This window comes from Herbidospora sp. RD11066 (genome assembly GCF_054661255.1).
Genome location: NZ_BAAGDO010000018.1, coordinates 54,566 through 78,860 on the forward strand (window position 1 = coordinate 54,566; position 24,295 = coordinate 78,860).

A 24,295-nucleotide genomic window follows, 5' to 3' on the forward strand; every position below is an offset into this window, starting at 1 on the left:
AGAATGTCGATCTTCCTGAACAAGGACAGCCGTGTCGTCGTGCAGGGCATGACCGGCTCCGAAGGCGGCAGGCACACCGCCCGCATGATCGCGGCCGGCACCAACGTCGTGGCCGGGGTGACCCCGGGCAAGGGCGGGCAGGTCAGCCAGGGCGTCCCGGTGTTCTCGTCGGTCGCCGAGGCGATGGACGCCACGAACGCCGACGTCTCGGTGGTGTTCGTGCCGCCCCGGTTCACCAAGGGCGCGGTCCTGGAGGCGGTCGACGCCGGGATCGGGCTGTGCGTGGTGATCACCGAGGGCGTGCCCGTCCACGACAGCCTCCACTTCCTGAGCCTGGCCAAGGAGAGCGCGACCCGGATCATCGGGCCCAACTGCCCCGGGCTGATCTCGCCCGGCGCCTCCAACGCGGGGATCATCCCGGCCGACATCACCGCCCCCGGGCGCATCGGTCTGGTGTCCAAGTCGGGCACCCTGACCTACCAGTTGATGTACGAACTGCGTGACATCGGCTTCTCCACAGCCGTGGGCATCGGGGGCGACCCCGTCATCGGCACCACCCACATCGACTGCCTCCAGGCCTTCCAAGACGACCCCGACACCGACGCCATCGTCATGATCGGTGAGATCGGCGGCGACGCCGAGGAGCGGGCCGCCGCCTACATCGAGAAACACGTCACCAAGCCGGTCGTCGCCTACGTCGCCGGGTTCACCGCGCCCGAGGGCAAGACGATGGGCCACGCGGGCGCCATCATCTCCGGCTCGGCCGGCACCGCCCAGGCCAAGAAAGAGGCCCTGGAGAAGGTCGGCGTCAGCGTCGGCCGCACCCCCAGCGAGACCGCCCGGCTCATGCGGGCGCTGCTGGAGGCGGCATGACCGGGCTCCGGTTCGATGTCAACCTGTCGATCCTGTTCACCGAACTGCCCCTGCTCGAACGGTTCGAGGCGGCCGCGAAGGCCGGGTTCGACGCCGTCGAGCTGTGGTGGCCCTTCGACGGTCCGCAGCCGTCCGAGCCTGACCTCGACCGGCTGCGGACGTCCATCACCGACGCCGGGGTGCGGCTGGTCGGGCTCAACTTCGACGCCGGGAACATGGCCGGGGGCGACCGCGGCCTGGTCTCCTCGCCGGGCGGGTCGGCGCGCTTCCGGGCCAACGTCGAGGTCGCGGCCGGGCTGGCCGAGTCGCTCGGGTGCCGGCGGCTCAACGCGCTCTACGGCAACGCCGAACCCGGCGTCTCGCCCGAGGCCCACCGGGCGATCGCGGTGGAGAACCTGCTCTACGCCGCCGAGGTCGCCGACCAGGCCGGGGCGATGGTGATGGTCGAGGCGCTCAACTCCTACGAGAGCCCGGCCTATCCGATCGTCTCGTCAGAAGAGGCGTTCCGGCTGCTCGACCAGGTGGGCGTGGCCAACATCGGGTTCCTCGCCGACCTCTACCACCTGCACCGCATGGGAGAAGACGTCGTCGAACTGATCGACCGCCACTGGGAGCGGTTCGGTCACGTGCAGATCGCCGACGATCCGGGGCGGGGCCAGCCGGGCACCGGCGCCATGCCCTACGACCGGATCTTCGAGCGGCTGGCGGCCACCGGCTACGACGGCCACGTGGGCCTGGAATACCGTCCGGTCGGCCCGAGCGCCGACAGCTTCGCCTGGAGGAACGGATGAACATCGGCTTCATCGGGCTCGGGATCATGGGCACGCCCATGGCCGCCAACCTCGTACGGGCCGGGCACACGGTGGTCGGCTACGACGTCAGCGCCACCCGGCTCGACGAACTGGCCGAGCTCGGCGGCAAGGCCGCCACCAGCCTCGGCGAGGCGGTCGCGCAGGCCCACGTGGTGATCACCATGCTGCCCGACTCGCCCCAGGTCGAAGAGGTCGTGTTCGGTGAGGGCGGCGTGCTCGACCACGCCCCCGCCGGGCTGCTCCTGATCGACATGAGCACCATCAAGCCCGAGACCTCGCGCCGGGTGGCGCAGGCGGCGGCGGTCAAGGGCGTCCACGCGATCGACGCGCCGGTCAGCGGCGGGGAGAAGGGCGCCATCGACGGCACCCTGTCGATCATGATCGGCGGCCGGGCCGAAGACGTCGAGTCCGCCCGTGAGGTCCTGCGGGTGCTCGGCACCACGATCGTCCACGTCGGGCCCGCCGGGGCCGGGCAGACCGTGAAGGCCGCCAACCAGCTCGTCGTCGGCGGCATCTACGGCCTGGTCGCCGAGGCGATCGTGCTGCTGGAGGCCTCCGGCGTCGACCCGAAGGGCGGCCTCGACGTCCTCGCGGGCGGCCTGGCCGGGTCGCGGATCCTGGAGCTCAAGCGCCATTCCATGGTCGAGCGCAACTTCCAGCCGGGCTTCCGCATCGACCTGCACCACAAAGACATGGGCATCGCCACGGCCGCCGCCCGCGAGGCCGGGATCGCGCTGCCCCTGACCGCGCTGGTCGCCCAGCTCATCGCGGCGGCCAAGGCCCAGGGCCACGGCTCACTCGACCACTCCGCCCTGCTGAAAGTGATCGAAAGGATCAACTCGTGAAGCGGATCCCCTGCATGGAGGCGGCCGTCGCGGTGCTGGAGAGCGAAGGCGTCGACACCGTCTTCGGCATCCCCGGCGCGGCGATCCTGCCGTTCTACGCGGCCCTGCAGCACAGCTCGATCAGGCACATCACCGTCCGCCACGAAGAGGGCGGCACCCACGCCGCCGACGGCTGGGCCCGCGTGACCGGCAACGTCGGCGTCTGCATCGGCACCTCGGGGCCGGCCGGCACCAACATGATCACCGGGCTCTACACCGCGCTCGCCGACTCGATCCCGATGATCTGCATCACCGGCCAGGCGCCCCGGGGCAAGCTCCACCAGGAGTCGTTCCAGGCGGTCGACATTGTCGAGATCGCCAAGCCGGTGACCAAATGGGCGGTGCAGCTCAAGGAGCCCGCGCAGGCGGCGTGGGTGTTCCGCGAGGCGTTCCGGGTCGCCCGGTCGGGGCGGCCGGGGCCGGTGCTCATCGACCTGCCCATCGACGTCCAGCGCGGCACCTGCCTCTACGACCCCGAGCTCGACGCGCCGCTTCCGATCGACGTGCCGCAGCCCTTACCGCGAGCCGTCCAGGCGGCGGTCGACATGCTGTCGGCCGCCGAGCGCCCGCTGATCCTCGCGGGCGGCGGCGTCGTCATCGCCGACGCCTCATCCGAGCTGCGGGCGCTGGCCGAGCACCTCCAGGTGCCGGTCCAGGTCACGTTGATGGGCAAGGGCGCCTTCCCCGAAGACCACCCGCTGTTCGCCGGCATGGCGGGCATCCAGACCCAGACCCGGTGGGGCAACGCGGCGTTCCTCGAGAGCGACCTGGTGCTGGCCGTCGGCGCCCGCTTCGGCGACCGGCACACCGGCGACCTCGACGTCTACCGCAAGGGCCGCCAGTTCATCCACGTCGACATCGAGCCGACCCAGCTCGGCCGGGTCTTCGAGCCCGACCTCGGGGTTGTCGGGCACGCCCGGCCAACGCTGGCGGCGATGGCCGGCGAGGCGCAGAAGCGCGGCAAGGCCAGGCGGGCGTCAGCGTGGTCCCACCGGGTCGGCGAACTGCGGCGCACTCTGCCGCGCCGCGACGACTTCGACGACGTGCCGATCAAGCCGCCGCGCGTCTACAAGGAACTCAACGAGTTCTACGGCCCCGACACGACCTTCGTCACCGCCATCGGGCTCTACCAGATCTGGTCGGGCCAGTTCCAGAAGACCTACCTGCCGCGCCGTTATCTCGTCTGCGGCCAGGCCGGGCCACTGGGCTGGGAGGTCCCGGCGGCGATGGGCGTCAAGTGCGCCTATCCCGAGCGCGAGGTCGTGGTCGTCGTCGGTGACTACTCCTTCCAGTTCCTGATGGAGGAGGTCGCGGTCGCGGCGCAATACGAGATCCCGTTCGTGATCGTCATGGTCAACAACGAATACCTGGGGCTGATCCGGCAGGCCGAGCTCCCCTACGACATGAACTTCGCCGTCGACCTCCACTACGGCGAGGGCGGCATCGACCACGTGAAGGCGATGGACGCCTTCGGCTGCCCGGCCCGCCGGGTCGAGGATCCCGGCGACATCCGGGCCGCCCTCGAATGGGCCACCGCCGAAGCCCACGAGAAGCGGGTGCCGGTGCTGGTCGAGATCATGGTCGAACGCGAGGCCAACGCGGCCATGGGCCCGTCGCTCGACGCCATCAAGGAGTTCGAGCCGCTGCCCGTGCTGGCCGAAGACATCGACTGGTCCGACTGAGGAGACGACAACCATGCCGCTCATACTCAAGCCGGGCACGGCCTGGGCCGACGCCTACGGCCGCTGCGTCGACCTCGCCCCCGAGGCGTTCAACGACGACCGGGTGCTCAACCACTGGGGAGGCATCTGGCACCGCGACGGCCGCACCACCCCCGCCGTCACCCCCGTCGACGGCACCACCATCGCCGGGCCGCCCCGGCTCGACCGGTCGGCGGCGGCGCGGGCCGTCCACGCGTCGGTCGACGAGCACCGGCGCTGGCGGCACACCCCCGTGGCCGAACGCGCCGCCCGGGTCAGCGCCGCGCTCGACGCGATGGAGGCCCATCGCGACCTGCTGTCGCTCCTGCTGGTGTGGGAGATCGGCAAGCCGTGGAAGCTCGCCACCGCTGACGTGGACCGTTGTATCGAGGGTGTGCGCTGGTATGTCGGCGAGATCGCCCGGATGACCGACGGCCGGGTGCCGCTGGCCGGGCCGGTGTCCAACATCGCCAGCTGGAACTATCCGATGAGCGTGCTCATGCACGCCATGCTGGTGCAGGTCTTGGCGGGTAACGGGGCCATCGCCAAGACGCCCACCGACGGCGGCCTGTCGTGCCTGACCCTGGCGACCGCGCTCGCGGTCCGCGAGGGCCTGCCGCTGACCCTCGTGTCGGGCAGCGGGTCGGAGCTGTCGCGGGTGCTGGTGCGCGGCCAGGAGATCGGCTGCGTGTCGTTCGTCGGCGGGCGCGACACCGGCGGCCAGGTGGCCACCTCACTGGCCGACCTCGGGCGGCGGCACATCCTCGAACAGGAGGGCCTCAACGCCTGGGGGGTCTGGGAGTACAGCGACTGGTCGACCCTGACCGGCCAGATCCGCAAGACCTACGACTACGGCAAGCAGCGGTGCACCGCCTACCCGCGGTTCGTGGTGCAGCGGTCGGCGTTCAGCGAGTTCCTGGCCGCCTACCTGCCGGCGGTCCAGGGTGTACGTTTCGGCCACCCCCTCGCCGTCGAGTCGCCCGACGACCCGCTGCCGGAGCTCGACTTCGGCCCTCTGATCAACAACGCCAAGGTGAAAGACCTGACCGACCAGATCGACGAGGCCGTCTCGAAGGGCGGGGTGCCACTGTTCCGGGGGGCGCTGGATGACGGGCGGTTCCTGCCAGGGCAGGACATCTCGGCCTACCTGGCCCCGGTGGCGATCCTCGCGCCGCCCCGCTCGTCGCCGCTGTTCCACGCGGAGCCGTTCGGGCCCGTCGACACGGTGGTGCTCGTCGACACCGAGGCCGAACTGCTGGCGGCGATGAACGCCAGCAACGGAGCTCTGGTGGCGACCATCTCGTGCGACGACAGCCGCACCGCCGCGCGGCTCGCTTCGGAGGTCCGTGCCTTCAAGGTCGGGCACAACGTGCCCCGGTCACGGGGCGACCGGGAGGAGCTGTTCGGCGGGTTCGGGCAGTCGTGGCGGGGGGCGTTCGTGGGGGGTGAGCTGCTGGTCCGCGCGGTGACGCAGGGGCCTGCCGACGAGCGGTTGCCGGGGAACTTCGGGAACCAGACGCTGCTGCCCGCCTAGGAGGCGTGGCCTGGCGGTGGCGTCCTTGGCTCGGGGCCGGTGCCACCGCCAGGTCGCTTCCACCGGGGCCGGTATCGCCGCGCTGATCTCGCCAGGGCCGTCGTGTTAGGGCTGTTTCGTCGGGCTGTTTCATCAGGCCGTTCGTTGAGCCGGTTCGTTTAGGCCGTTGAGGTGCGGTGCGTTCGGTCGGCCGCCGTGCTCTGTGCCACATGTGCTTTCGTCTAAGGCGGCTCTCGTCGGCTGCCCCGGAGCCGGCCGTCGGTGTCGCCACGCTGACGGCCGGCTTCCACATGTGGGGGTACCGCTTTGAGGGGCACCGCATCGCTTCCGCCCGTCGGTCACCTGCGACTGGTGAATGGCTGTTTCCCTTAGCGGGGCGGAAATGTCGTGCTTGCTCTTAGATTGTCTGGGCGGATGAGTAGGGGCAGAGTTCCATTTCGCGGGATAGCCGGGATGGCATATTTCGCGCTCCTGGATTTGCCGACGGTAGGCAGGGGATTTGAGCCCCGTGGGCCGGAAAGTCGCGCGCTCCCGTGGCCCGGAAACTGATGGTCGGAAGGTCGCATCTGCTCTTGGGCTGTCCGGAACTGGCCCGCGCGGCCGGGGTTCTCCCGTTGGACCGGTGCCGGTAGTTCGAGGTAGGAGGCATCCCGCCGAGAGGTGGTTTCTCAGACGGTGAAGGTGCTCTCCGGGATGTCGGCCTTGGCGTAGACCTGGTGGGTCACGCCGTTCTTGAAGACCTTCAGGTCGACCAACTCCAGGCCCAGGCGGTCGCCGCCGTCCCAGAGCTGCTTCTTGCCCTCGCCGACGATGATCGGGTGGACCAGCAGGCGGAGTTCGTCGAGCAGGCCGTTGCGCAGGAGCCACATCACGAGCGTTCCGCTGCCGGTGATCGAGATGTCGTTGCCCTCGGACGCCTTCAGGTCGCGGATGCCCGCCGCCACGTCACCCGAGATGATCGTCGAGTCGGCCCAGGTCGTTTCGGTCAGGGTCGTGGAGACGACGTACTTCGGGGTGCCGTTGATGAAGCTGGAGAACGGCACCTCCGGGCCCTGGCTCGGCCAGTAGCTCTGGAACTCGGTGAAGGTCTTGCGGCCGAACAGCACGGCGTCGGCGTTGGCGACCGTGCCGCTGACGGCCTCGCCCATCTCGTCGTTGAAGTAGGGGAAGTGCCACTGGTCGGGGGCCTCGACGACGCCGTCGAGGGAGACGAAGAGGCCAGAGATGATCTTGCGCATGATGTGCTCCTCGTTGTCGGGTTCCCTTGCAGCCTCTCACCGACAACTTTTCTTGTCAAGACAAACGGAATGTTCGGCTGAGGGTCCGATGTTCCCGCGTGTTCACCGGGGCTTTCCCGGGGGCACAAATCGGATCATGTCCCTGGTTGAGCCCCACCACATACGGACCTTGCTCGAGTCCGCCATCCCCGGTGCCACGCTGGTGCTGGACGAAGGCGAGATCCGCGTCGTCGCCGACGCGCACGTTCACCACGCCATCGTCGTGATCGACAAGGAGACGCTCGTCGACAAGCTCGAGGCCGGTGGGATGTCCCCTGACCAGCTCACCGATGATCACGTCAGGCATATGGCCATGGCGCTGAACAACATGGTGCAGAAACCCAACGTTTAGCCTCGCTGCCGTCATTCGCCCTTTTCGGGTGATTTACTCGCGGTTGCCACACTCCAGCCGTGAAGATCGTGCGGCTCGCCAACTTCGTCACGGCTACCTCTGGTGGGCTGCGTACCGCACTGGCCGAGCTCGGGGCGGGGTACGCCGCCGCGGGTCATGAGCCGTTCCTCATCGTGCCCGGGTCGATCGCTTCCGTACGGGAGTCGGATTCGGGGCTGGTCATCACCCTTCCCGGGCGGATCGTGCCGGGGACCGGCGGCTATCACGTCATCACCGCGCGCGGGGCCGTCCGGCGCGTGCTCGAACAGATCAAGCCCGACCAGATCGAGGTCTCCGACCGGTCGACCCTGCGGTGGACCGGGCGGTGGGCGCGTGAGCGCGGGGTCGGGTCGGTCATGGTCTCGCACGAGAGTCTGGCGGCGCTGCTGCCGCCGCTCGCCGATCCGCTGAACAGGGCCACCGCGCGGTCGTACGACACCGTCGTCTGCACGACCAACTGGGCCGCCGCCGAGTTCCGCCGGATCGGCGCCCCGAACGTCACCCACATCCCCCTTGGCGTGGACCTCGACCGGTTCACCCCCGACAACTTCGATCAGGCCATGCGCGACCGGCTGGCACGCCGTGACGAGGTGCTGCTGGTCGTCTGCTCCCGGCTGTCGATCGAGAAGAAACCCCACCGGGCCATCGACGCCCTCGCTGAGCTGCGGCGACGCGGGGTGAACGCGGTGCTCGCGGTGGCGGGCGAGGGACCCCTGCGGGCACGGCTGGAACGCCGGGCCGAAGGCCTGCCGGTCCGGTTCCTCGGCCACCTCACCGACCGGGCCGGTCTTGCCGCTCTGCTGGCGACCGCCGACGTCGCCATCGCCCCGGGCCCCGCCGAGACGTTCGGCCTGGCCGCTCTGGAGGCGCTGGCCTCCGGGACCCCGGTGGTGGCGGACCGGCGCAGCGCCCTCGGGGAGGTGGTCGGTCCTGCGGGGAGATGCGTCTTCGGTCATCCCGGGGCGTACGCCGACGCGGTGGAAGATGTGCTTCGCCGGGACGATCGCCGGGAACTGGCGCGCCTGCGCGCCGAACGATTCAGCTGGGCCGCTTCGGTGGCCGGATTCCTGAAGGTGCACTCGACATGAGGGTCGCCGTCATCTCCGAATCGTTCCTGCCCCAGGTCAACGGGGTAACGAACTCAGTCTGCCGCCTCCTCGACCACCTCGCCGCCAACGGCCACGAGGCGATCGTCATGGCTCCCGACCCTGGGCCGGCCAGCTACGCGGGGTTCCCCGTCGTGGCGACCCCGGCACTCGCCCTGCCCTTCTACCGGGACTTCCGCGCCGGGCTGCCGAGCCGGATGGTGCTGCGCACTCTTCAGCGGTTCCGGCCCGACATCATCCACCTGGCGTCTCCCGCCGTGCTCGGCGCGTCGGGGATCCGGGCGGCGAGCCGCCTCGGCATCCCCGTCGTCGCGGTGTTCCAGACCGATCTGGTCGGGTTCGCCCGTCAGTACGGCCTGCGCGTCGCCGGGCCGTTCATCTGGCGCCGCCTGCGCGCCATCCACGCCAAGGCCGCCCGCACCCTGGCGCCGTCGAGCGCGACGCTGAACGAGCTGCGTGCCAACGGCATCCCGCGCCTGGCCCGCTGGGGCCGGGGCGTCGACCTGACCGGCTTCCACCCCGGCCGCCGCTCCGACACCCTGCGCAGGGAGCTCGCGCCCGACGGCGAGGTCATCGTCGGGTACGTCGGGCGGGTCGCCGCCGACAAGCGGGTGCACCTGCTGGCCGGCGTCGCCGACATCCCGGGCGTGAAGCTCGTGGTCGTCGGCGAGGGCCCGGCGAAGGAGGCCCTGGGCAAACTGATTCCCCGGGCCGTCTTCACCGGTCTCAAGACCGGCTCCGACCTGCACGAACTCGTCGCCTCCTTCGACGTCTTCGTCCATCCCGGCGGCAACGAGACGTTCTCACAGGCGGTTCAGGAAGCCCTCGCCTCCGGGGTTCCGGTGGTGGCGGCGGCCGCGGGTGGACCGCTTGATCTCGTTCGCGATGGTCGTACCGGACTGCTCTATCCGGCCAACGATCGCGCCGCGATGCGCGGCGCGGTCGAGGAACTGGCCGCCGACCCCGAGAGACGGCGGCAGATGGGAGAGGCGGCGCGGGCGTCGGTCGAAGACCGCACCTGGAACGCCGTCTGCGCGGAACTCATCACCCATTACCGGGAGGTGCTGCTCGAAGCGGGCGCCCGGAAAGACCTAGTGTTGACGGATGGCCAAGGGTGAGGACCGTGACGGCGTCGAGCTGACCAACCTCGACGTCCAGCTCTTCGACGGCGCCGAGGCGACGAAGCGCGACCTGATCGACTACCTCGACGCCGTCTCCGGGCGCATGCTCCCGGGCCTGCGTGACCGGCCGTTGTCGGTCATGCGGGTCAGGCCGGGGCAACCGCCGTTCATGCAGAAGAACCTGCCCAAATACGCCCCTGACTGGATTCGGACCGAGGCCATCTGGGCCGAGGCGTCCAAGCGTGAGGTGCGTTATCCGGTGTGCGATGACAAGCGCACCCTGCTGTGGTTCGGCAACCAGCGGGCCGTCGAGTATCACGCGCAGCTCTACCGGTCGTCCGGTGAGGTCCACCAGACCCATCTGGTGCTCGACCTCGACCCGCCGGAGGGCGCGGCGTTCGACGTGGTGATCAAAGCCGCTTTTCTGGTACGTCAGGCGCTCGCCGACACCGGTCTGCGGGCGGCGGTGAAGACGAGCGGATCGAAGGGCGTGCACATCCTGGTGCCCCTGGCGGGCGTGCTCCCGTTCGAGGACGTGGCCGCCGCCACCCGGGCGCTGGCGGTCCGGGCGGAGAAGCTGGGGCCCGAGATCGCGACGACGGCGTTCATCAGGGAAGACCGGGAGGGGAAGGTCTTCCTCGACTCGACCCGCGCGGGCGGCGCGACCATCGTCGCGGCCTATTCGCCCCGGATCAGACCGCGCGTGCCGGTCTCCCACCCCGTGTCCTGGGACGACCTGGAGTCGATCACGCCGGCCGACTTCACGATCAAGACGCCTCTTCCGGACGAGGACCTGTGGGCGGCCCTGATGCCGGAACCCCAGACCCTGCCGGTCGATCTCATCGAGCAGGGCCACACGATCCCGGTGGCGAGAGTGCAGGCCATGCACGAGGGCAAACGCCGCGCGAAAGCCCGCCGGGAGGCGTAGCCCACCCACCCGGGGGTGTGGCCAGCATCCCGCCCGCCGCCGACGTTTTCGCCGCGAGCCGCCCCGCCTGTGGAAAACCGGTCTAGTCGGCCAGCCAGTGGCCGTGGAAGCCGCGCGGGACGCGCCTCGGCAGGTGGACCGAGGCGACGTGGCCCAGGTCGGACGCGTCGAGGACCAGCAGGTCGGAGCCCGTCTCGGTGGCGACGACGGAGACCAGCCAGCCGTCGTCCTCGGCCGTTCCCCGGGGGACGAACACCGCTTCGCCCGGCACGTGGGTCTCGCGGATGATGCTCGCGCCGGAGGTCAGGTCGTACTTGACGATCTCCTTGCCGCCCGCCGCGTACAGATAACGGCCCGGGAGGCCCGTGTGGGCGTCGTTGATGGTCGGGAACTCGACCAGGCGGTCGTCGACCTGCTCCTCCTTGGCGGTATTGCCGGAGATGGTCCAGCGGTGGAGGGCCGAGCCGATCGTCTCGTGGGCGGGGTTGGGGGTGCCGCTGATGTGGCTCCACAGGCCGGTGAAGGTGCCCGGCGCGTAGCGGACGGCGTCGATGACGATGTTCCCGGCGGAGTCCTCGCGGGCGTTGCCGACGTGGAAGACGTAGCAGGGGTCGACGTCGACCCAGGTCACGGGGCCGCCCGACTTGCGCATGTAGCCGATGCGGGCGCCGTAGCCGTCGTCCCAGCGGTAGGGCATGCCCTGGCCCTTGAAGGCCAGGTCGAGGTCGAAGACGACCGGCAGGTCGAGCCAGACCACGTAGTTCTCGGTGATCGCGAAGTCGTGCATCATGGTCGGCCCGGGGACCGGGATCTCGCGGCTCTCGACCAGGACGCCGTCCTTCGACATGCGGTGGTAGGTCAGGAAGGGCGCGAAGAAGCCGTAGCCGAAGAAGAACAGCTCGCCGGTGACGGGGTCTTCCTTCGGGTGGGCGGTCATCGCCGTGGTCAGCCTGCCGCCGAAGTCGACCGGGCCGATCGTGTCGAGGTCGGGTGACATCTCGTGGGGGAATCCCGACTCGACCAGGGCGAGGATCTTGTCGGCGTGGCGGATGACGTTGGTGTTCGCCTGGACGGCGGCGCGGTCGATGGTGCCCTGGTCGTCGATGTAGCGGGCGTCGTCGGTGAAGCGGCTGGTCTTCACCCAGCGGTTGCGGTACCACTCGGCCCTGCCGTTCCTGAGCCGGATGCCGTGGATCATGCCGGCGCCGGTGAACCAGTGGCCCGGGTCCTGGCCCGGGAGCGGGTTGGGGCCGTTGCGGAAGTAGCGGCCGGTCAGCTCGGGCGGCAGGGTGCCGGTGACGGGGAGGTCGAACGCCTCGATCTCGTCGGGGACCGGTGCGAGGTGCCCCTCCAGGTAAGTCTTCGCCATGTCGCGCTCCTCTGACATTCCAGTAGTGACATGTCGAAAGTAGAACTTCCATTAGTGACATGTCAACGGAGGAGGATAAGGTTCTGGGCATGAGCCTGCGCCACGCCCTGCTCGGGCTCCTCTCCGAGGGCCCGGCGAGCGGCTACGACCTGCTGAAACTCTTCGAGAGCTCACTCGCCAACGTCTGGCCCGCCACTCAGAGCCAGCTGTACGGGGAACTCGGCCGCCTCGCCGACGCCGGACTGATCACCGTCCGGTCAGAGGGAGCGCGTGGCCGCAAGGAATACGCCGTCACCGACGCCGGCCGCGACGAACTGCGCGACTGGCTGCTCAACACGCGACCGGCCACGCTCAAGCGGTTCGAGATGCTGCTCCGGGTCTTCTTCCTCGACCACATCTCCCAGGACGACGCGATCGCCTACCTGCGGGACCTTCACAAGGAGGCCGAGGAACAGCACGCCCAGCTGGCGGAACTGTCCGAGATGATCGCCCCCTACCGCGACAACTTCACGGTCAACGGCCGCCTGGCCCTGGAATGGGGGCTGCGGTTCAACCGCATGACCCAGGAATGGGCCGATTGGGCCATCGCCGAAGTCGAAGCCCACGACCGCACCGCGAACCCCGACCCCTGCAAGCCGGAGTAGCACCCGGCAACAGGCCGCTCAGCTCAAGATGGATTTGAGGCGATCTCTGGCCGGGCCTCGCAGCCGGGACAGCCATCGGGTCAGGACGGTCTCGCCGAAGCCCTGGACCAGGACCTTCTCCTCGTGGGGCGTCAGGTCACCCTCCAGGCGTTCCTTCACCGCAGGGAGCAGGTCGTCGGCGAAGGGCGCGGCGGTGCGGAGGACCAGGTCGCGGCTGACGTTCTGCTCGACCCAGTCGGGGGGCGCGTTGACGTAGCCGCTCAGCGGCCCGGCGATCATCCGTTGCAGCGCCGGGACGCACCGGGGGTCGCCCTGCTTGACCAGGACGCACATCGCGATCTCGCCCAGGTCGGGGTCGTCGGCGAGTTCGGCCACCCGGTCGAGATAGCCCGGTTCGTCGATCCAGGCCACGATGTTCCGCAGGGCCGCCTGGCGGACGCTGAAATCGGGATGATCCGTCAGCGCGAGGACCAGCGGGCCGAGCGAGCGGCCGTGGTCGCTGTGGGCGGCCAGGCCGGCCGCCTCCCAGCAGCAGGCCGCCGGTGGACGTTTGCGGCTGAGGAGGATGGCCAGCAGGCGCCCGAGCGCCTCCGGTTGAAAACGCAGGCGTTCGCAGACCACACCGGTCACGGTGTCCCATTCGGGGTCCATCCACGGCACCCGCTCGGCGCAGTTGGCCACGCCGTTGTCGGCGCACAGCGCCAGGGCGGCCACGACCTCGTCGTCGGCCACGCAGGCGCGGATGAGCAGGCCGAAGGCGGCGCCGAAGGACAGTTCCGGGTGTTCGGAGTGCAGATATCCGCGTACAAAAGGGACTTGAGCCGGGTGCCGGGCCAAGGCGACCAGGGTGGCCATTCCGGCCGCCATGTCGGGCTCGACCTCCATGTGGTCGCGCAGCACCGGGCCGAGGGCGGGCTCGGGCACGTACGAGAGCGCGAAGGCCACCATGCGCCGCAGGCCCGGCGACGGATGTCCGAGCAGGTCGACCAGCAGCGGCACGTCACGCGTCACGGCGGCCAGGCGGGCGGGCCAGGGCCCCGACGGCGGCGCGGACACCTCGTCGGCGAGCCAGCGCAGCCCGGCCGCGCTGGCGGTGCCAGGGTCGTCGCCCGAGGTGCCGAAGTCACGGGCGACGTCGTCGGCGGCGAACACGCTACGTCTTGGTGAAGTAGGCGGCCATGACCTGCGAGTGCAGGGGGAACGCCAACTCTTGTGGTTCCTTCACGATCAGCCACTCGGAGGTCTCCGGAGTGGGGGTGAACACGGGGAGGTCGGTGCTCGACAGGGCGGGACCCCGGCCGAAGATCAAAACGGTGCCGTCGGGGGCGCTGAGCACGTCGAACAGGGTCACGTCGTCGGCGGAGACCTCGATGCCGGTCTCCTCGAACAGTTCGCGGGCCGCGGCGCGCTGCCACGACTCGCCGATGTCGATGAAGCCGCCGGGCAGGGCGAGCTGCCCACTTCGGGGCTCGATCGCCCGCCTGATGACGAGGAGTCCCTCGTCGACCGGGAGGACCATCACGGCCACCGGCAGCGGGTTGAGATAGCTGGTGTTGCCGCAGGCGGCGCAGAGGCGGGGCCAGGGCTGGTCGAGCGCGTAAGAGGCGCCGCAGAAGGTGCAGTGTGAATTCCGGATCGCCACCTGCTGAGAGTATCCGGAAAAGGTGCAGGATAGCCGGGTGAACGTGGGCACCATCGGGCAGGCCGTCGGGCTTTTCGCCATCACGAATGTGGACGATCTCGTGCTGATCGCCCTCTTCTTCACACAGACCACGGCGCTCCGTATCGTCCTGGGGCAATACCTCGGATTCGCGGCGATCCTCGCCGTCTCCGTGGTGATCTCCATCGGCGCGGCGGCGCTGCCCGGCGGGGTGATCAGATGGCTCGGGCTGATCCCGCTCCTGCTCGGGCTGAAGGCGCTGTGGGAGCTGCGGAAGAAGGACGACGACTCCCCGCAACCGGCTCCCGCGGGCATCCTCGCCATCGCCGGGATCACCTTCGCCAACGGCGGTGACAACATCGGTGTGTACGTCCCCGTCTTCGCCACCCAGGGCGTCGTCGTCTACGTGGTCGTCTTCCTGATCATGGTGGGCCTGCTGTGCCTGGTCGGGCGGTTCCTCGCGACCCGGCCGGTCGTCGCGAAGGCACTGGCCAAGTGGGGGCACATCGCCTTTCCCGTCGTGCTGATCGGGATCGGCGTCTTCATCCTCGTGGGGGCCTGAGAAGGATCGCGGGTCAGCCTCTTGGGGCGTACATGATGACGGCCACGCCGAGCAGGCAGATGGCCGCCCCGATCAGGTCCCAGCGATCGGGGCGGAAGCCGTCGAAAACGATGCCCCACGCCAGTGACCCTGCCACGAACACGCCGCCGTAGGCGGCGAGGATGCGGCCGAACTCGGCCTGGGGCTGGAGTGTCGCGACGAATCCGTAGATCCCGAGCGCGATCACCCCGGCCCCGGCCCAGATGAGGCCGCGGTGTTCGCGGACCCCCTGCCAGACGAGCCAGGCGCCGCCGATCTCGGCGACGGCGGCGATGGCGAACAGCACCAGGGAACGAACGATCGTCACCTGGTGGACTGTAGCTACTTGTTCGTGCTGTACGAATGCGCGCCCGTCCCCGCCAGGCCGCCGCCGTCGACGATCAGGTACTCGTCGCGGATGGGCGTACCGGCGAAGAACGACTCCAGGATCTCCCGGGTGCCGGCCGCGTAGCGGGTCTGGGCCGAGAGGGAGGAGCCGGACATGTGCGGGGTCATGCCGTGGTGCGGCATGGTCCGCCACGGGTGGTCGGCCGGGGCGGGCTGCGGGTACCACACGTCGCCCGCGTAACCGGCGAGCTGGCCGCTCTCCAGGGCGCGGACGATCGCGTCGCGGTCGGCGATCTTGGCGCGGGCGGTGTTGATCAGGTACGCGCCGCGCTTCATGGTGCCGATCAGCTTGTCGTCGAACATGCCCTCGGTCTCGGGGTGGAGCGGGGCGTTGATCGTGATGACGTCGCAGACCGGGGCCATGTCCTGGGCGCTGTCGTGCCAGGTGAGGTTGAGGCTCTCCTCGACCTCCTTGGGCAGGCGGTGCCGGTCGGTGTAGTGCAGGTGGACGTCGAACGGCGCCAGCCGCTTCAGCACGGCCAGACCGATACGCCCGGCCGCCACCGTGCCGACGTGCATGCCTTCGAGGTCGTAGGAGCGCTTGACCACGTCGGCGATGTTCCAGCCGCCCTTCTTGACCCACTCGTAGGCCGGGATGTAGTCGCGGACCAGCCCCAGGATCATCATCACCACGTGCTCGGCGACGCTGATGCTGTTGCAGTAGGTCACCTCGGCGACCGTGACGCCGCGCTCGATCGCCGAGTCGAGGTCGACGTGGTCGGAGCCGATGCCGGCGGTCACCGCGAGCTTCAGCTTCTCGGCCTTCGCGAACCGCTCCGGCGTCAGGTAGGCAGGCCAGAACGGCTGCGAGATGACGATGTCGGCGTCCACGAGCTCACGGTCGAACGTGGAGTTCTCGCCCTCCTTGTCGGACGTCACGACCAGCGTGTGGCCCCGGTCCTCAAGGAACTTGCGCAGCCCGAGCTCGCCCGACACGCTGCCGAGCAGGTGGCCAGGGGTGAAGTCGGTGCCCGACGGCGTCGGCAGCGTCTGCCCACCGGGGTAGCCGTCGAGGGCGGGAAGGTCGTCACGGGCATACGTCTTGGGGTAGCCGTCGACCGGGTCGTCATACAGAACACACAGGACCTTGGCCATGGGAATCGCCTCTCGTCCGCCAGGAAGGTGGTCTAAGGCCACCCTTTACGGCGCTCCATAGCAGGTCAAAGCGTATGTTCCTATGGTTGATAGACGCTGACTATCGTGCCAGGTGGGTGCGGAGCGTGGCGTCGAGGGCGTCCCGTAGATCGAGATCGCGGGCGATGTCGAGCAGCGCCCGCACCACCACGGGCTCCGGCGAGCGCTCGGCCGTGACGAGCCCGATCTGCGGGGCCCGGGTCGGCGGCTCCATCGGGACGATCTTCATCCCCTCGGGCACGCCGATCATGTGCAGCCACGCGTGGGCGATCACGCTCGACCAGCGGTGGGTGGCGACGTGGGCGAACAGCGCCGAGACGCTGTCGGTCTCGATCGCCGGGATCACCGCCGCACCGGCGTCGTTGAAGAGGTCGTCGAGGATCCGCCGGTTGCGCATCTCCTGGCCGAGCAGGCAGAGCGGGAGCGCGGCGACCTCGGTCCAGCGGGCCCTCGGCCGCTCGGCGAGCTCGCCGTCGTCGGGGGTGAGCAGCAGGTAGCGCTCCTCGTAGAGGGGGATGGCGCGGTCGCCGTCCTCACCGTCGAGGTAGGTGAGGGCGGCGTCGATCTCGAAGTCGTCGAGGCGCCGGTGGATCTCCCGGGACGACAGGCTGCCCAGAGAGATGCGGGCGTGCGGGTGACGTGCGCAGAAAGGGGTCGTGAGCAGCGACGTCGCGGCGAGCGCGGTGGGAATGGCGCCGAGCCGGAGCGTGCCGGAGATGCCCGCCCGCATCTGGTTGAGATCGTCACGCAGGCCGTCGCGGTCGGCGAGGATCCGATGGGCCCACAGCAGGACCCGCTCGCCCTCTTCGGTCAGCCCGGTGAACCTGCGGCCCCGTCTGACCAGGGTCACGTCGAGGTCGGTCTCCAGTCGGCGGATGCCCGCCGACAGGGACGGCTGGGATACGTGACACGCCTCTGCGGCGCGGGCGAAGTGGCGCTCGCGGGCCAGCGCGACGAGGTATTCCAGCTCCCGGAGCAGCATGACCCCAACCTAGGTCACCGGCTGGATGGTGATGCGGCCGTCAGGTCGCCGGCGCACGGGCCAACCTGGCGGCCGCCGATTGCGGGGAGGTTTTCCACAGGTGTGATCGTCGGTCCGGAGGACGTCGGTCGCGGCGGCGACGATGGGTTCGACCCCAGGGTGGGTGGGGCGGCCACGGGGATGGCACTCCCCGCAGCCGTCTCACCTCGTGTGACAGGTTGGTCTAGAAGCCCTGGGACAGGCGGTAGTAGGCCTGGTTCCAGCGCAGTTCCTTGGTGAACTGGCGGGTGGTGGTGTTCGCGTCGATCAGCAGCAGTTCGACGCCGAGCATGTCGGAGAAGTCGTGCAGTTCCTCCGCCCCCACGGCCGCCGACAGCACGGTGTGGTGGGGGGCGCCGGCGGTGAGCCACGACTCCGACGAGGTGCGCAGGTCGGGGCGGGGCTTCCATACGGCGCGGGCCACCGGCAGGTTGGGCAGCGCCTCGGGCGGGGAGACCACGTCGATCTCGTTGGCGACCAGGCGGAAGCGTTCGCCCATGTCGGCCAGGCCGATCACGACGGCGGGACCTTCGGCCGCGTTGAAGACCAGGCGGACCGGGTCCTCGCGACCGCCGATGCCCAGGGCGTGGACCTCCAGCGACGGCTTTCCGGCGGCGATGCTGGGGCAGACCTCCAGCATGTGGGCGCCGAGGATGAGTTCCTCGTTGGGAGTCAGGTGGTAGGTGTAGTCCTCCATGAACGAGGTGCCGCCCCCGGGCACCATCGCCTTCAGCGTCCGCAGCAGGACCGAGGTCTTCCAGTCACCCTCGCCGCCGAAGCCGTAGCCGTCGGCCATCAGGCGCTGGACCGCCAGACCGGGGAGCTGGCGCAGGCCGCCGAGGTCCTCGAAGTTGGTGGTGAACGCCTTGAAGCCGCCTTCGGTGAGGAAGGCGCGTAGGCCGAGTTCGATCCGGGCGCCGTAGCGGAGGGACTCGTGGCGTTCGCCGTCGGAGCGCAGTTCCGGGGCGACGTCGTAGAGGTCCTCGTACTCCTTCACCAGGTTGGTGATCTCGGAGTCGGCGATCTGGTCGACCACCTCGACCAGGTCGTTCACACCATAGGTGTTGACCGAGACGCCGAAGCGGAGCTGTGCCTCGACCTTGTCGCCCTCGGTCACGGCCACGTCGCGCATGTTGTCGCCGAAGCGGGCCAGCTTCAGCGAGCCGACCTCCGCGCGACCGGCCGCCGCGCGGGCCCACGCCGAGATGCGCTCGGCGACCGCGGGGTCGGAGACGTGACCCGTGACGGTCTTGCGGGCCACCCCGAGGCGCGACTGCACGTAACCGAACTCGCGGTCGCCGTGGGCGGCCTGGTTCAGGTTCATGAAGTCCATGTCGATGGTCGCCCACGGCAGTTCGCGGTTGGCCTGGGTGTGCAGGTGCAGCAGCGGCTTGCGCAGGGCGTCCAGACCGGCGATCCACATCTTCGCGGGGGAGAAGGTGTGCATCCAGGCGATGATTCCGCCGCACTCGTCGTCGGCGTTGGCCGCGAGCATCACGTTGCGGATCGAGATGGCGTCGAGCAGGACGGGCTTCCACTCCAGGTCGAACGGGAGGGCGTGGCCCAACTCGGCCGCGATCGCCCGCGACTGGTCGGCGACCTGGGCCAGCGTCTCGTCTCCGTAGAGGGACTGGCTGCCGGTCAGAAACCACAGTTTCACTTGGTGCTCCTCTGTCCGTAGACGTTCTGGTAGCGGTCGTACAGCGCGTCGATGTGCTTTTCTTCGATGGGGATGACGTCGCCGAGCTGCCGGGCGATGTGCACGGTGCGGGCGACGTCCTCACACATCACCGCCGCTTTGACGGCGGCCTTCGGGGTGGCGCCGATGGTGAAGACGCCGTGGTTCTGCATGAGCACCGCCGGTGAGCGGTGGCCCTTCAACGTGTCTACCAGGCCCTTGCCGATGTCGTCCCCGCCGATCAGGGCGAACGGGCCGATGGGGATCTCGCCGCCGAACTCGTCGGCCATCGCGGTCAGCACGCACGGGATCGACTCACCCCGGGCGGCCCAGGCGGAGGCGTAGGTCGAGTGGGTGTGCACGACCCCGCCGACCTCGGGCAGGTGGCGGTAGATGTAGGCGTGCGCGGCGGTGTCGCTGGAAGGCGAGTGGTCGCCTTCGACGAGGTTGCCGTCCAGGTCGCAGACGACCATCGACTCGGGGGTCAGGTCCTCGTACGAGACGCCGCTGGGCTTGATGACGAACAGGTCCTCGCCGGGGATCCGGCCGGAGACGTTGCCGGCGGTCCAGGCGACCAGGCCGTATCTGACCAGTTCGGAGTGGAGGGCACTGACGGTCTTTCTCATTGGGAGGCCTCGTTCCGGATCGCGCGCAGCCGGTGGAGGAGGCCGCGGTCGGCGAAGTGGTCGTGCAGGATGCGGTATTCGGCGTAGAGGCGGTCGTAGGCGGCGGCGCGGTCGGGGTCGGGCACGTACGCCTTCGCCTTCCGCTTGCCCATCGCCGCGGCGGCCGAGGGGATGTCGGGGTAGGCCCCGGCCGCCACCGCGGCGTGGATGGCCGAACCGAGCGCGGGGCCCTGGTCCGACTCGATCACGGCCAGCGGCTTGCGCAGCACGTCGGCGTAGGTCTGCATGAGGAACGCGTTCTTCAGCAGCCCGCCCGCGACGACGAACTCCTCGACCGGCACACCGGAGGCCTCGAAGGTCTCCACGATGACCCGGCAGCCGAACGCGGTCGATTCGAGCAGCGCGCGGTAGACCTCTTCGGGCTTGGTGGACAGCGTCTGGCCGACTATGACCCCTGAGAGGTCATGGTCGACCAGCACCGACCGGTTGCCGCCGAACCAGTCGAGCGCGACCAGCCCATGGGCGCCGATGGCCTGCTTCTCGCCGAGCGAGGTCAGATACTGGTGGACGGAGACGCCCAGCTCAGACGCCTTCTCGACGTAGGAGGCGGGAACGAAGTTGTCGACGAACCAGGCGAAGATGTCGCCGACCGCCGACTGCCCGGCCTCGTAACCCCAGAGTCCGGGCACGATCCCGTCCTGGACGACGCCGCACATGCCCGGCACCTCGGCGAGGCTCTCGCCGTTCATGACCAGGCACGTCGAGGTGCCCATGATCGCGACCATCTGGCCGGGCCGCACGGCGTCGGCCGCCGCGGCGGTCACGTGGGCGTCGACGTTGCCGACGGCGACCGCGATGCCCTCGGGCAGGCCGGTCCACTCGGCGCCCTTGGCCGAGAGCGAGCCCGCCCGGCCGCCGAGCGGCGCCAGCTCACTGCCGAGCTTGGCGGTGAACCCGGCGAACTCGGGGTTGAGCGCGGCCAGGAACTCCTCGGACGGGTAGGCGCCGTCCTGGTAGATCCCCTTGTAACCGGCGGTGCAGACGTTGCGGGTCTCGACGCCGCTCAGTTCCCAGATGATCCAGTCGGCCGCCTCGATCCACTTGTCGGCGAGCGCGTACAGCTCCGGGTCCTCCTCCAGCAGCTGGAGTCCCTTCGCGAACGCCCACTCGGACGAGATCTTTCCGCCGTACCTGGGCAGCCACGCTTCCCCCCTGGAAGCGGCCAGCTCGTTGATCCGGTCGGCGTGCGACTGCGCGGCGTGGTGCTTCCACAGCTTCGGCCACGCGTGCGGACGGTCGGGGAAGCGTTCGCTCAAGGGGGTGCCGTCGGCCAGGGCGGGCAGGATCGTGCAGGCCGTGAAGTCGGTGGCGATGCCGATCACTTCCTCAGGTGCCACCCCGGCCGACTCCACCGCCTTCGGCACGGCGATCCGCAGCACGTCCCGCCAGTCGTCGGGGGCCTGGAGGGCCCAGTCGGGGGTGGGGCCGGAGATCACCCCCCGGGCGTACTCATGAACGGCCGAACCGAGCTCGGCGCCGTCCCGGACCCGGACCACGACGGCCCGTCCCGAGAGGGTGCCGTAGTCGACTCCCACCACGTATCTGTCATCGGTCACGTGTCGCTCCTGTCGTCACAATGAGGCGCTGGAGAAGGATGAAGATCAGGAGCAGCAGGCCGATGACGATCTTGGTCCACCACGAGCTCAGAGTGCCCTCGAAGCTGATCACCGTCTGGATCAGCCCGAGCACCAGCACACCCAGCACGGTCCCGAGCAGATAGCCCGACCCGCCGGTCAGCAGGGTGCCGCCGATGACGACGGCGGCGATGGCGTCCAGTTCCATCCCGACGGCGTGCAGCCCGTAGCCGGACAGCATGTAGAACGACAGCAGCAGGCCGCCGAGCGCGGAGCACAGTCCCGAGATGGTGTAGACGACGATCTTCGTCCGGGCGACCGGCAGGCCCATCAGCAGCGCTGACTGCTCGTTGCCGCCGACCGCGTAGACGTTCCGGCCGGTGCGGGTGTAGTGCAGCGTGTACGTCGCCACCAGCACCACCGCCAGCGCGATCAGCACGCTGGGGTTGATCCACATGCCCGGCCCGAGCGGGATCTGGGTCTGCGCGACGGCGGTGAAGGTCGGGTCGGTGATCGGGATCGAGTCGGTGCCGATCGTGTAGCACAACCCCCGGGCCAGGAACATCCCGGCCAGGGTCACGATGAACGGCTGGATCTCGAAGTAGTGGATGATCGCGCCCATCGCCGCGCCCAGCAGTCCGCCGATCCCGAGGACCAGCAGGATCACCAGGAACGAGGGCGTCGAGGGCAGCAGCGACGCCGAGATCATCGTGGTCAACGCGACCACCGAGCCGACGGACAGGTCGATGCCGCCGGTGAGGATCACGAACGTCATCCCGACCGCGACGACCAGCAGGAAGGCGTTGTCGATGAAGACGTTGAGGATGACCTGGCCGGACGCGAATCCTTCATACCGGATGCCGCCCGCGATGAACATCGCGGCGAACAGGGCTGCGGTCACCAGGACCGGCAGGTAGTTGCGTGGCAGCGTGCGCGGGAGTTGGCGCGGCAGTGTCATGGTTTTCACGAGGCCACCGTCACTTTCTCGTCGGCCTTGACCGCGGGTGTGGCGGGTTTTCTGCGTTGGCGGAAGACCTTGGCGCGGAAGGCGGGCGACTGGAGGAGGCAGACGATCGTCACGACCAGTGCCTTGAACAGCAGGGTCGTCTCGGGCGGGACGCCGATGGAGTAGATCGTCGTGGTGAGCGTCTGGATGATGAGCGCACCCAAGACCGTCCCGCTGAGGGAGAAGCGGCCACCTGCGAGGGAGGTGCCGCCGATGACGACGGCGAGGATGGCGTCGAGTTCGATCCACAGTCCGGCGTTGTTGCCGTCGGCGCTGGACACGTTGGAGCTGATCATCAGCCCGGCGATACCGGCCAGCAGCGCGCAGAAGGCGTAGACGACGATCAGGATCCCGCGCGAGCGGATACCCGACAGACGGCTCGCCTCGGCGTTGCCGCCAACGGACTCGATCAGCAGACCCAGTGCCAGGCGCCGGGTGAAGAACGCGGTCAGCGCGAGCACGGCGGCGACGACGATGATCCCGAACGGGAGTGTGAGCCAGTAGCCGCCGCCGATGAGCTTGTAGGGCTCGCTGTTGATCGTGATGATCTGCCCGTCACTGATCAACTGCGCGAGCCCGCGCCCGGCGACCATCAGGATCAGGGTCGCGATGATCGGCTGAATGCCGATGACCGCGACCAGCACCCCGTTGCCGACACCCAGCACCACGGTCAGGGCGAGGGCGATGGCCATCGCTCCCAGAACTCCGCCGACCGAGTCCTGAGAAGAAAGGGTGCTGATCTGGAGGCAGGCCATGGCGCCGGAGATGGCGACGACGGAGCCGACCGACAGGTCGATGCCGCTGGTGGCGATGACCAGGGTCATCCCGAGCGCCACCAGGATCAGGGGGGCGCCGAAGCGGAAGATGTCGATGAGGCTGCCGTAGAGGTGGCCGTCTTTGATCTCGATCTGGAAGAAGTGGTCGGTGAAGATGAGGTTGACCAGCAGCAGCGCGGCCAGCATGCCCACCGGCCAGGCGAGGCGCTTCATTTCGCCGCTCCGCTGGCGATCGTCTCCATGAGCACGTCCGTCGTCAGGGTGTCGTCGTTGGGGAGTTCGGCCACGACGCGCCGGTCGCGCAGGACCGCGACCTTGTGGCTGAGGCGCAGCACTTCGTCGAGTTCGGCGGAGATGAACAGGACCGCCATTCCGCCGTCGGAGAGTTCGACCACGAGTTTCTGGATCTCGGCCTTGGCGCCGACATCGATGCCCCGGGTGGGTTCGTCGAGGATGAGCAGCTTGGGTTCGAGGATCAGCCAGCGGGCCAGGAGGACCTTCTGCTGGTTTCCGCCCGACAGGTTGCGGATCAGCATCTCGGGGTTGGCCGGGCGGATGTTGAGCGCCTTGATGTACTTGGCGACCAGCTCGTCCTGCTTCTTACGCGGCACCGGGCGGCTCCAGCCGCGCGCGGCCTGCAACGCCAGGATCAGGTTCTCCCGAACCGTCAGCTCAGGGACCAGGCCCTCTTCGCGGCGGTTCTCCGAACAGAACGCCACACCTTTCGCCATGGCTGCGCGGGGGGTGCGGAGGGCGACCTGGTCGCCGCCGATGCGGACCGTGCCGGTCGCGGCGTGGTCGGCGCCGAACAGCAGGCGCGCGATCTCGGTGCGGCCCGACCCGAGCAGCCCGGCCAGGCCGACGACCTCGCCTTCGTGGATGGTCAGCGAGAAGGGTGCCACCTTCCCACCAAGCTCCTGAGCCTCCACCAGCGTGTCGGAAACGCGGGCCGGGGGGCGTTCGTCCAGGCGCTCCAGCACCGCCAGTTCGCCGCCGATCATCTTGGCGACCAGTTCGACCTGGGGGAGTTCGGCGGTGACGTATTCACCGACGAGTCGGCCGTTGCGCAGGATGGTCATGCGGTCGGCGATCTCGTAGATCTGGTCCAGGAAGTGCGAGACGAACAGGATCGC

General features: G+C 69.3%; 24 protein-coding genes. 11 read left to right on the plus strand and 13 right to left on the minus strand.

Annotated features, from left to right (window positions below; genetic code table 11):
• Window positions 1–3: 3 nt before the first annotated feature.
• The 5 genes from sucD to ACYQ78_RS38850 are packed head-to-tail and all read left to right on the plus strand — an operon-like array spanning window position 4 to window position 5,803.
• Window positions 4–873 carry a succinate--CoA ligase subunit alpha gene (sucD, locus tag ACYQ78_RS38830; protein WP_459806002.1) on the plus strand — a complete coding sequence of 290 codons (870 nt, stop codon included), beginning with the start codon at window positions 4–6 and terminating at the stop codon, window positions 871–873.
• On the plus strand, window positions 870–1,664 hold the full coding sequence (locus ACYQ78_RS38835) for a hydroxypyruvate isomerase family protein (RefSeq protein ID WP_459806003.1): 795 nt from the start codon (window positions 870–872) through the stop codon (window positions 1,662–1,664). Before sucD ends, ACYQ78_RS38835 begins: the two co-directional genes overlap by 4 nt.
• Window positions 1,661–2,530, plus strand: a complete 870-nt coding sequence (locus tag ACYQ78_RS38840; protein ID WP_459806004.1) for a 2-hydroxy-3-oxopropionate reductase — start codon at window positions 1,661–1,663, stop codon at window positions 2,528–2,530. Before ACYQ78_RS38835 ends, ACYQ78_RS38840 begins: the two co-directional genes overlap by 4 nt.
• A complete protein-coding gene (gene gcl / locus ACYQ78_RS38845; RefSeq protein WP_459806005.1) occupies window positions 2,527–4,251 on the plus strand; it encodes a glyoxylate carboligase in 1,725 nt (574 codons plus the stop codon). The genes ACYQ78_RS38840 and gcl overlap by 4 nt, the downstream gene beginning before the upstream one ends.
• 13 nt (window positions 4,252–4,264) lie before the next feature.
• Window positions 4,265–5,803: an aldehyde dehydrogenase family protein gene (locus ACYQ78_RS38850; protein WP_459806006.1), complete on the plus strand. Its 1,539-nt coding sequence runs from the start codon at window positions 4,265–4,267 to the stop codon at window positions 5,801–5,803.
• Between the two features lie 668 nt (window positions 5,804–6,471).
• Here the strand turns inward: ACYQ78_RS38850 and ACYQ78_RS38855 are convergent.
• Window positions 6,472–7,041, minus strand: a complete 570-nt coding sequence (locus tag ACYQ78_RS38855; protein WP_459806007.1) for a dihydrofolate reductase family protein — start codon at window positions 7,039–7,041, stop codon at window positions 6,472–6,474.
• Between the two features lie 136 nt (window positions 7,042–7,177).
• Here ACYQ78_RS38855 and ACYQ78_RS38860 point away from each other — a divergent pair, with 136 nt between their 5' ends.
• From ACYQ78_RS38860 to ACYQ78_RS38875, 4 genes are read left to right on the plus strand one after another with little or no spacing between them, the layout of a single operon-like run.
• Window positions 7,178–7,432 carry an ACT domain-containing protein gene (locus ACYQ78_RS38860; protein ID WP_459806008.1) on the plus strand — a complete coding sequence of 85 codons (255 nt, stop codon included), beginning with the start codon at window positions 7,178–7,180 and terminating at the stop codon, window positions 7,430–7,432.
• A gap of 59 nt (window positions 7,433–7,491) precedes the next feature.
• Window positions 7,492–8,559: a glycosyltransferase gene (locus ACYQ78_RS38865; protein WP_459806009.1), complete on the plus strand. Its 1,068-nt coding sequence runs from the start codon at window positions 7,492–7,494 to the stop codon at window positions 8,557–8,559.
• Window positions 8,556–9,695 carry a glycosyltransferase family 4 protein gene (locus ACYQ78_RS38870; protein ID WP_459806010.1) on the plus strand — a complete coding sequence of 380 codons (1,140 nt, stop codon included), beginning with the start codon at window positions 8,556–8,558 and terminating at the stop codon, window positions 9,693–9,695. The genes ACYQ78_RS38865 and ACYQ78_RS38870 overlap by 4 nt, the downstream gene beginning before the upstream one ends.
• Window positions 9,682–10,626 (plus strand): DNA polymerase domain-containing protein, encoded by a 945-nt coding sequence (locus tag ACYQ78_RS38875; protein ID WP_459806011.1) that lies wholly within the window; start codon window positions 9,682–9,684, stop codon window positions 10,624–10,626. Before ACYQ78_RS38870 ends, ACYQ78_RS38875 begins: the two co-directional genes overlap by 14 nt.
• A gap of 82 nt (window positions 10,627–10,708) precedes the next feature.
• Here the strand turns inward: ACYQ78_RS38875 and ACYQ78_RS38880 are convergent, their stop codons facing one another.
• The gene (locus ACYQ78_RS38880; protein WP_459806012.1) at window positions 10,709–11,995 is read right to left on the minus strand and encodes a carotenoid oxygenase family protein; all 1,287 of its coding nucleotides are present in this window, start codon (window positions 11,993–11,995) and stop codon (window positions 10,709–10,711) included.
• 89 nt (window positions 11,996–12,084) lie between these two features.
• On the opposite strand from ACYQ78_RS38880, the gene ACYQ78_RS38885 reads away from it, so the two are divergent.
• Window positions 12,085–12,639, plus strand: a complete 555-nt coding sequence (locus ACYQ78_RS38885) for a PadR family transcriptional regulator (RefSeq protein WP_459806013.1) — start codon at window positions 12,085–12,087, stop codon at window positions 12,637–12,639.
• 18 nt (window positions 12,640–12,657) lie between these two features.
• Here ACYQ78_RS38885 and ACYQ78_RS38890 read toward each other — a convergent pair whose 3' ends face one another.
• Both ACYQ78_RS38890 and ACYQ78_RS38895 read right to left on the minus strand, forming a co-directional pair.
• Window positions 12,658–13,791: a hypothetical protein gene (locus tag ACYQ78_RS38890; protein WP_459806014.1), complete on the minus strand. Its 1,134-nt coding sequence runs from the start codon at window positions 13,789–13,791 to the stop codon at window positions 12,658–12,660.
• Between the two features lies 1 nt (window position 13,792).
• Complete coding sequence (locus ACYQ78_RS38895) at window positions 13,793–14,281, minus strand: NUDIX domain-containing protein (protein ID WP_459806015.1); 489 nt, start codon at window positions 14,279–14,281, stop codon at window positions 13,793–13,795.
• Window positions 14,282–14,318: 37 nt separating this feature from the next.
• On the opposite strand from ACYQ78_RS38895, the gene ACYQ78_RS38900 reads away from it, so the two are divergent.
• Window positions 14,319–14,861: a cadmium resistance transporter gene (locus ACYQ78_RS38900; protein WP_459806016.1), complete on the plus strand. Its 543-nt coding sequence runs from the start codon at window positions 14,319–14,321 to the stop codon at window positions 14,859–14,861.
• Between the two features lie 13 nt (window positions 14,862–14,874).
• On the opposite strand, the gene ACYQ78_RS38905 is transcribed toward ACYQ78_RS38900, so the two are convergent.
• The 9 genes from ACYQ78_RS38905 to ACYQ78_RS38945 form a co-directional block, all read right to left on the minus strand.
• The gene (locus ACYQ78_RS38905; RefSeq protein WP_459806017.1) at window positions 14,875–15,207 is read right to left on the minus strand and encodes a YnfA family protein; all 333 of its coding nucleotides are present in this window, start codon (window positions 15,205–15,207) and stop codon (window positions 14,875–14,877) included.
• Window positions 15,208–15,221: 14 nt separating this feature from the next.
• On the minus strand, window positions 15,222–16,382 hold the full coding sequence (locus tag ACYQ78_RS38910; RefSeq protein ID WP_459806018.1) for an NAD-dependent formate dehydrogenase: 1,161 nt from the start codon (window positions 16,380–16,382) through the stop codon (window positions 15,222–15,224).
• 100 nt (window positions 16,383–16,482) lie between these two features.
• Window positions 16,483–17,403 carry a LysR family transcriptional regulator gene (locus tag ACYQ78_RS38915; protein ID WP_459806019.1) on the minus strand — a complete coding sequence of 307 codons (921 nt, stop codon included), beginning with the start codon at window positions 17,401–17,403 and terminating at the stop codon, window positions 16,483–16,485.
• 223 nt (window positions 17,404–17,626) lie between these two features.
• A complete protein-coding gene (araA, locus tag ACYQ78_RS38920) occupies window positions 17,627–19,102 on the minus strand; it encodes an L-arabinose isomerase (RefSeq protein WP_459806020.1) in 1,476 nt (491 codons plus the stop codon).
• Window positions 19,099–19,746: an L-ribulose-5-phosphate 4-epimerase gene (locus ACYQ78_RS38925; protein WP_459806021.1), complete on the minus strand. Its 648-nt coding sequence runs from the start codon at window positions 19,744–19,746 to the stop codon at window positions 19,099–19,101. Before ACYQ78_RS38925 ends, araA begins: the two co-directional genes overlap by 4 nt.
• On the minus strand, window positions 19,743–21,344 hold the full coding sequence (gene araB / locus ACYQ78_RS38930; RefSeq protein ID WP_459806025.1) for a ribulokinase: 1,602 nt from the start codon (window positions 21,342–21,344) through the stop codon (window positions 19,743–19,745). The genes ACYQ78_RS38925 and araB overlap by 4 nt, the downstream gene beginning before the upstream one ends.
• Window positions 21,345–21,351: 7 nt before the next feature.
• Window positions 21,352–22,338 carry a galactofuranose ABC transporter, permease protein YjfF gene (yjfF, locus tag ACYQ78_RS38935; protein ID WP_459806026.1) on the minus strand — a complete coding sequence of 329 codons (987 nt, stop codon included), beginning with the start codon at window positions 22,336–22,338 and terminating at the stop codon, window positions 21,352–21,354.
• A 5-nt stretch (window positions 22,339–22,343) separates the two neighbouring features.
• Window positions 22,344–23,375, minus strand: a complete 1,032-nt coding sequence (locus tag ACYQ78_RS38940) for an ABC transporter permease (RefSeq protein WP_459806022.1) — start codon at window positions 23,373–23,375, stop codon at window positions 22,344–22,346.
• A partial coding sequence (locus ACYQ78_RS38945) for an ATP-binding cassette domain-containing protein (protein WP_459806023.1) occupies window positions 23,372–24,295 on the minus strand: 924 nt, incomplete at its 5' end. The genes ACYQ78_RS38940 and ACYQ78_RS38945, both read right to left, overlap by 4 nt.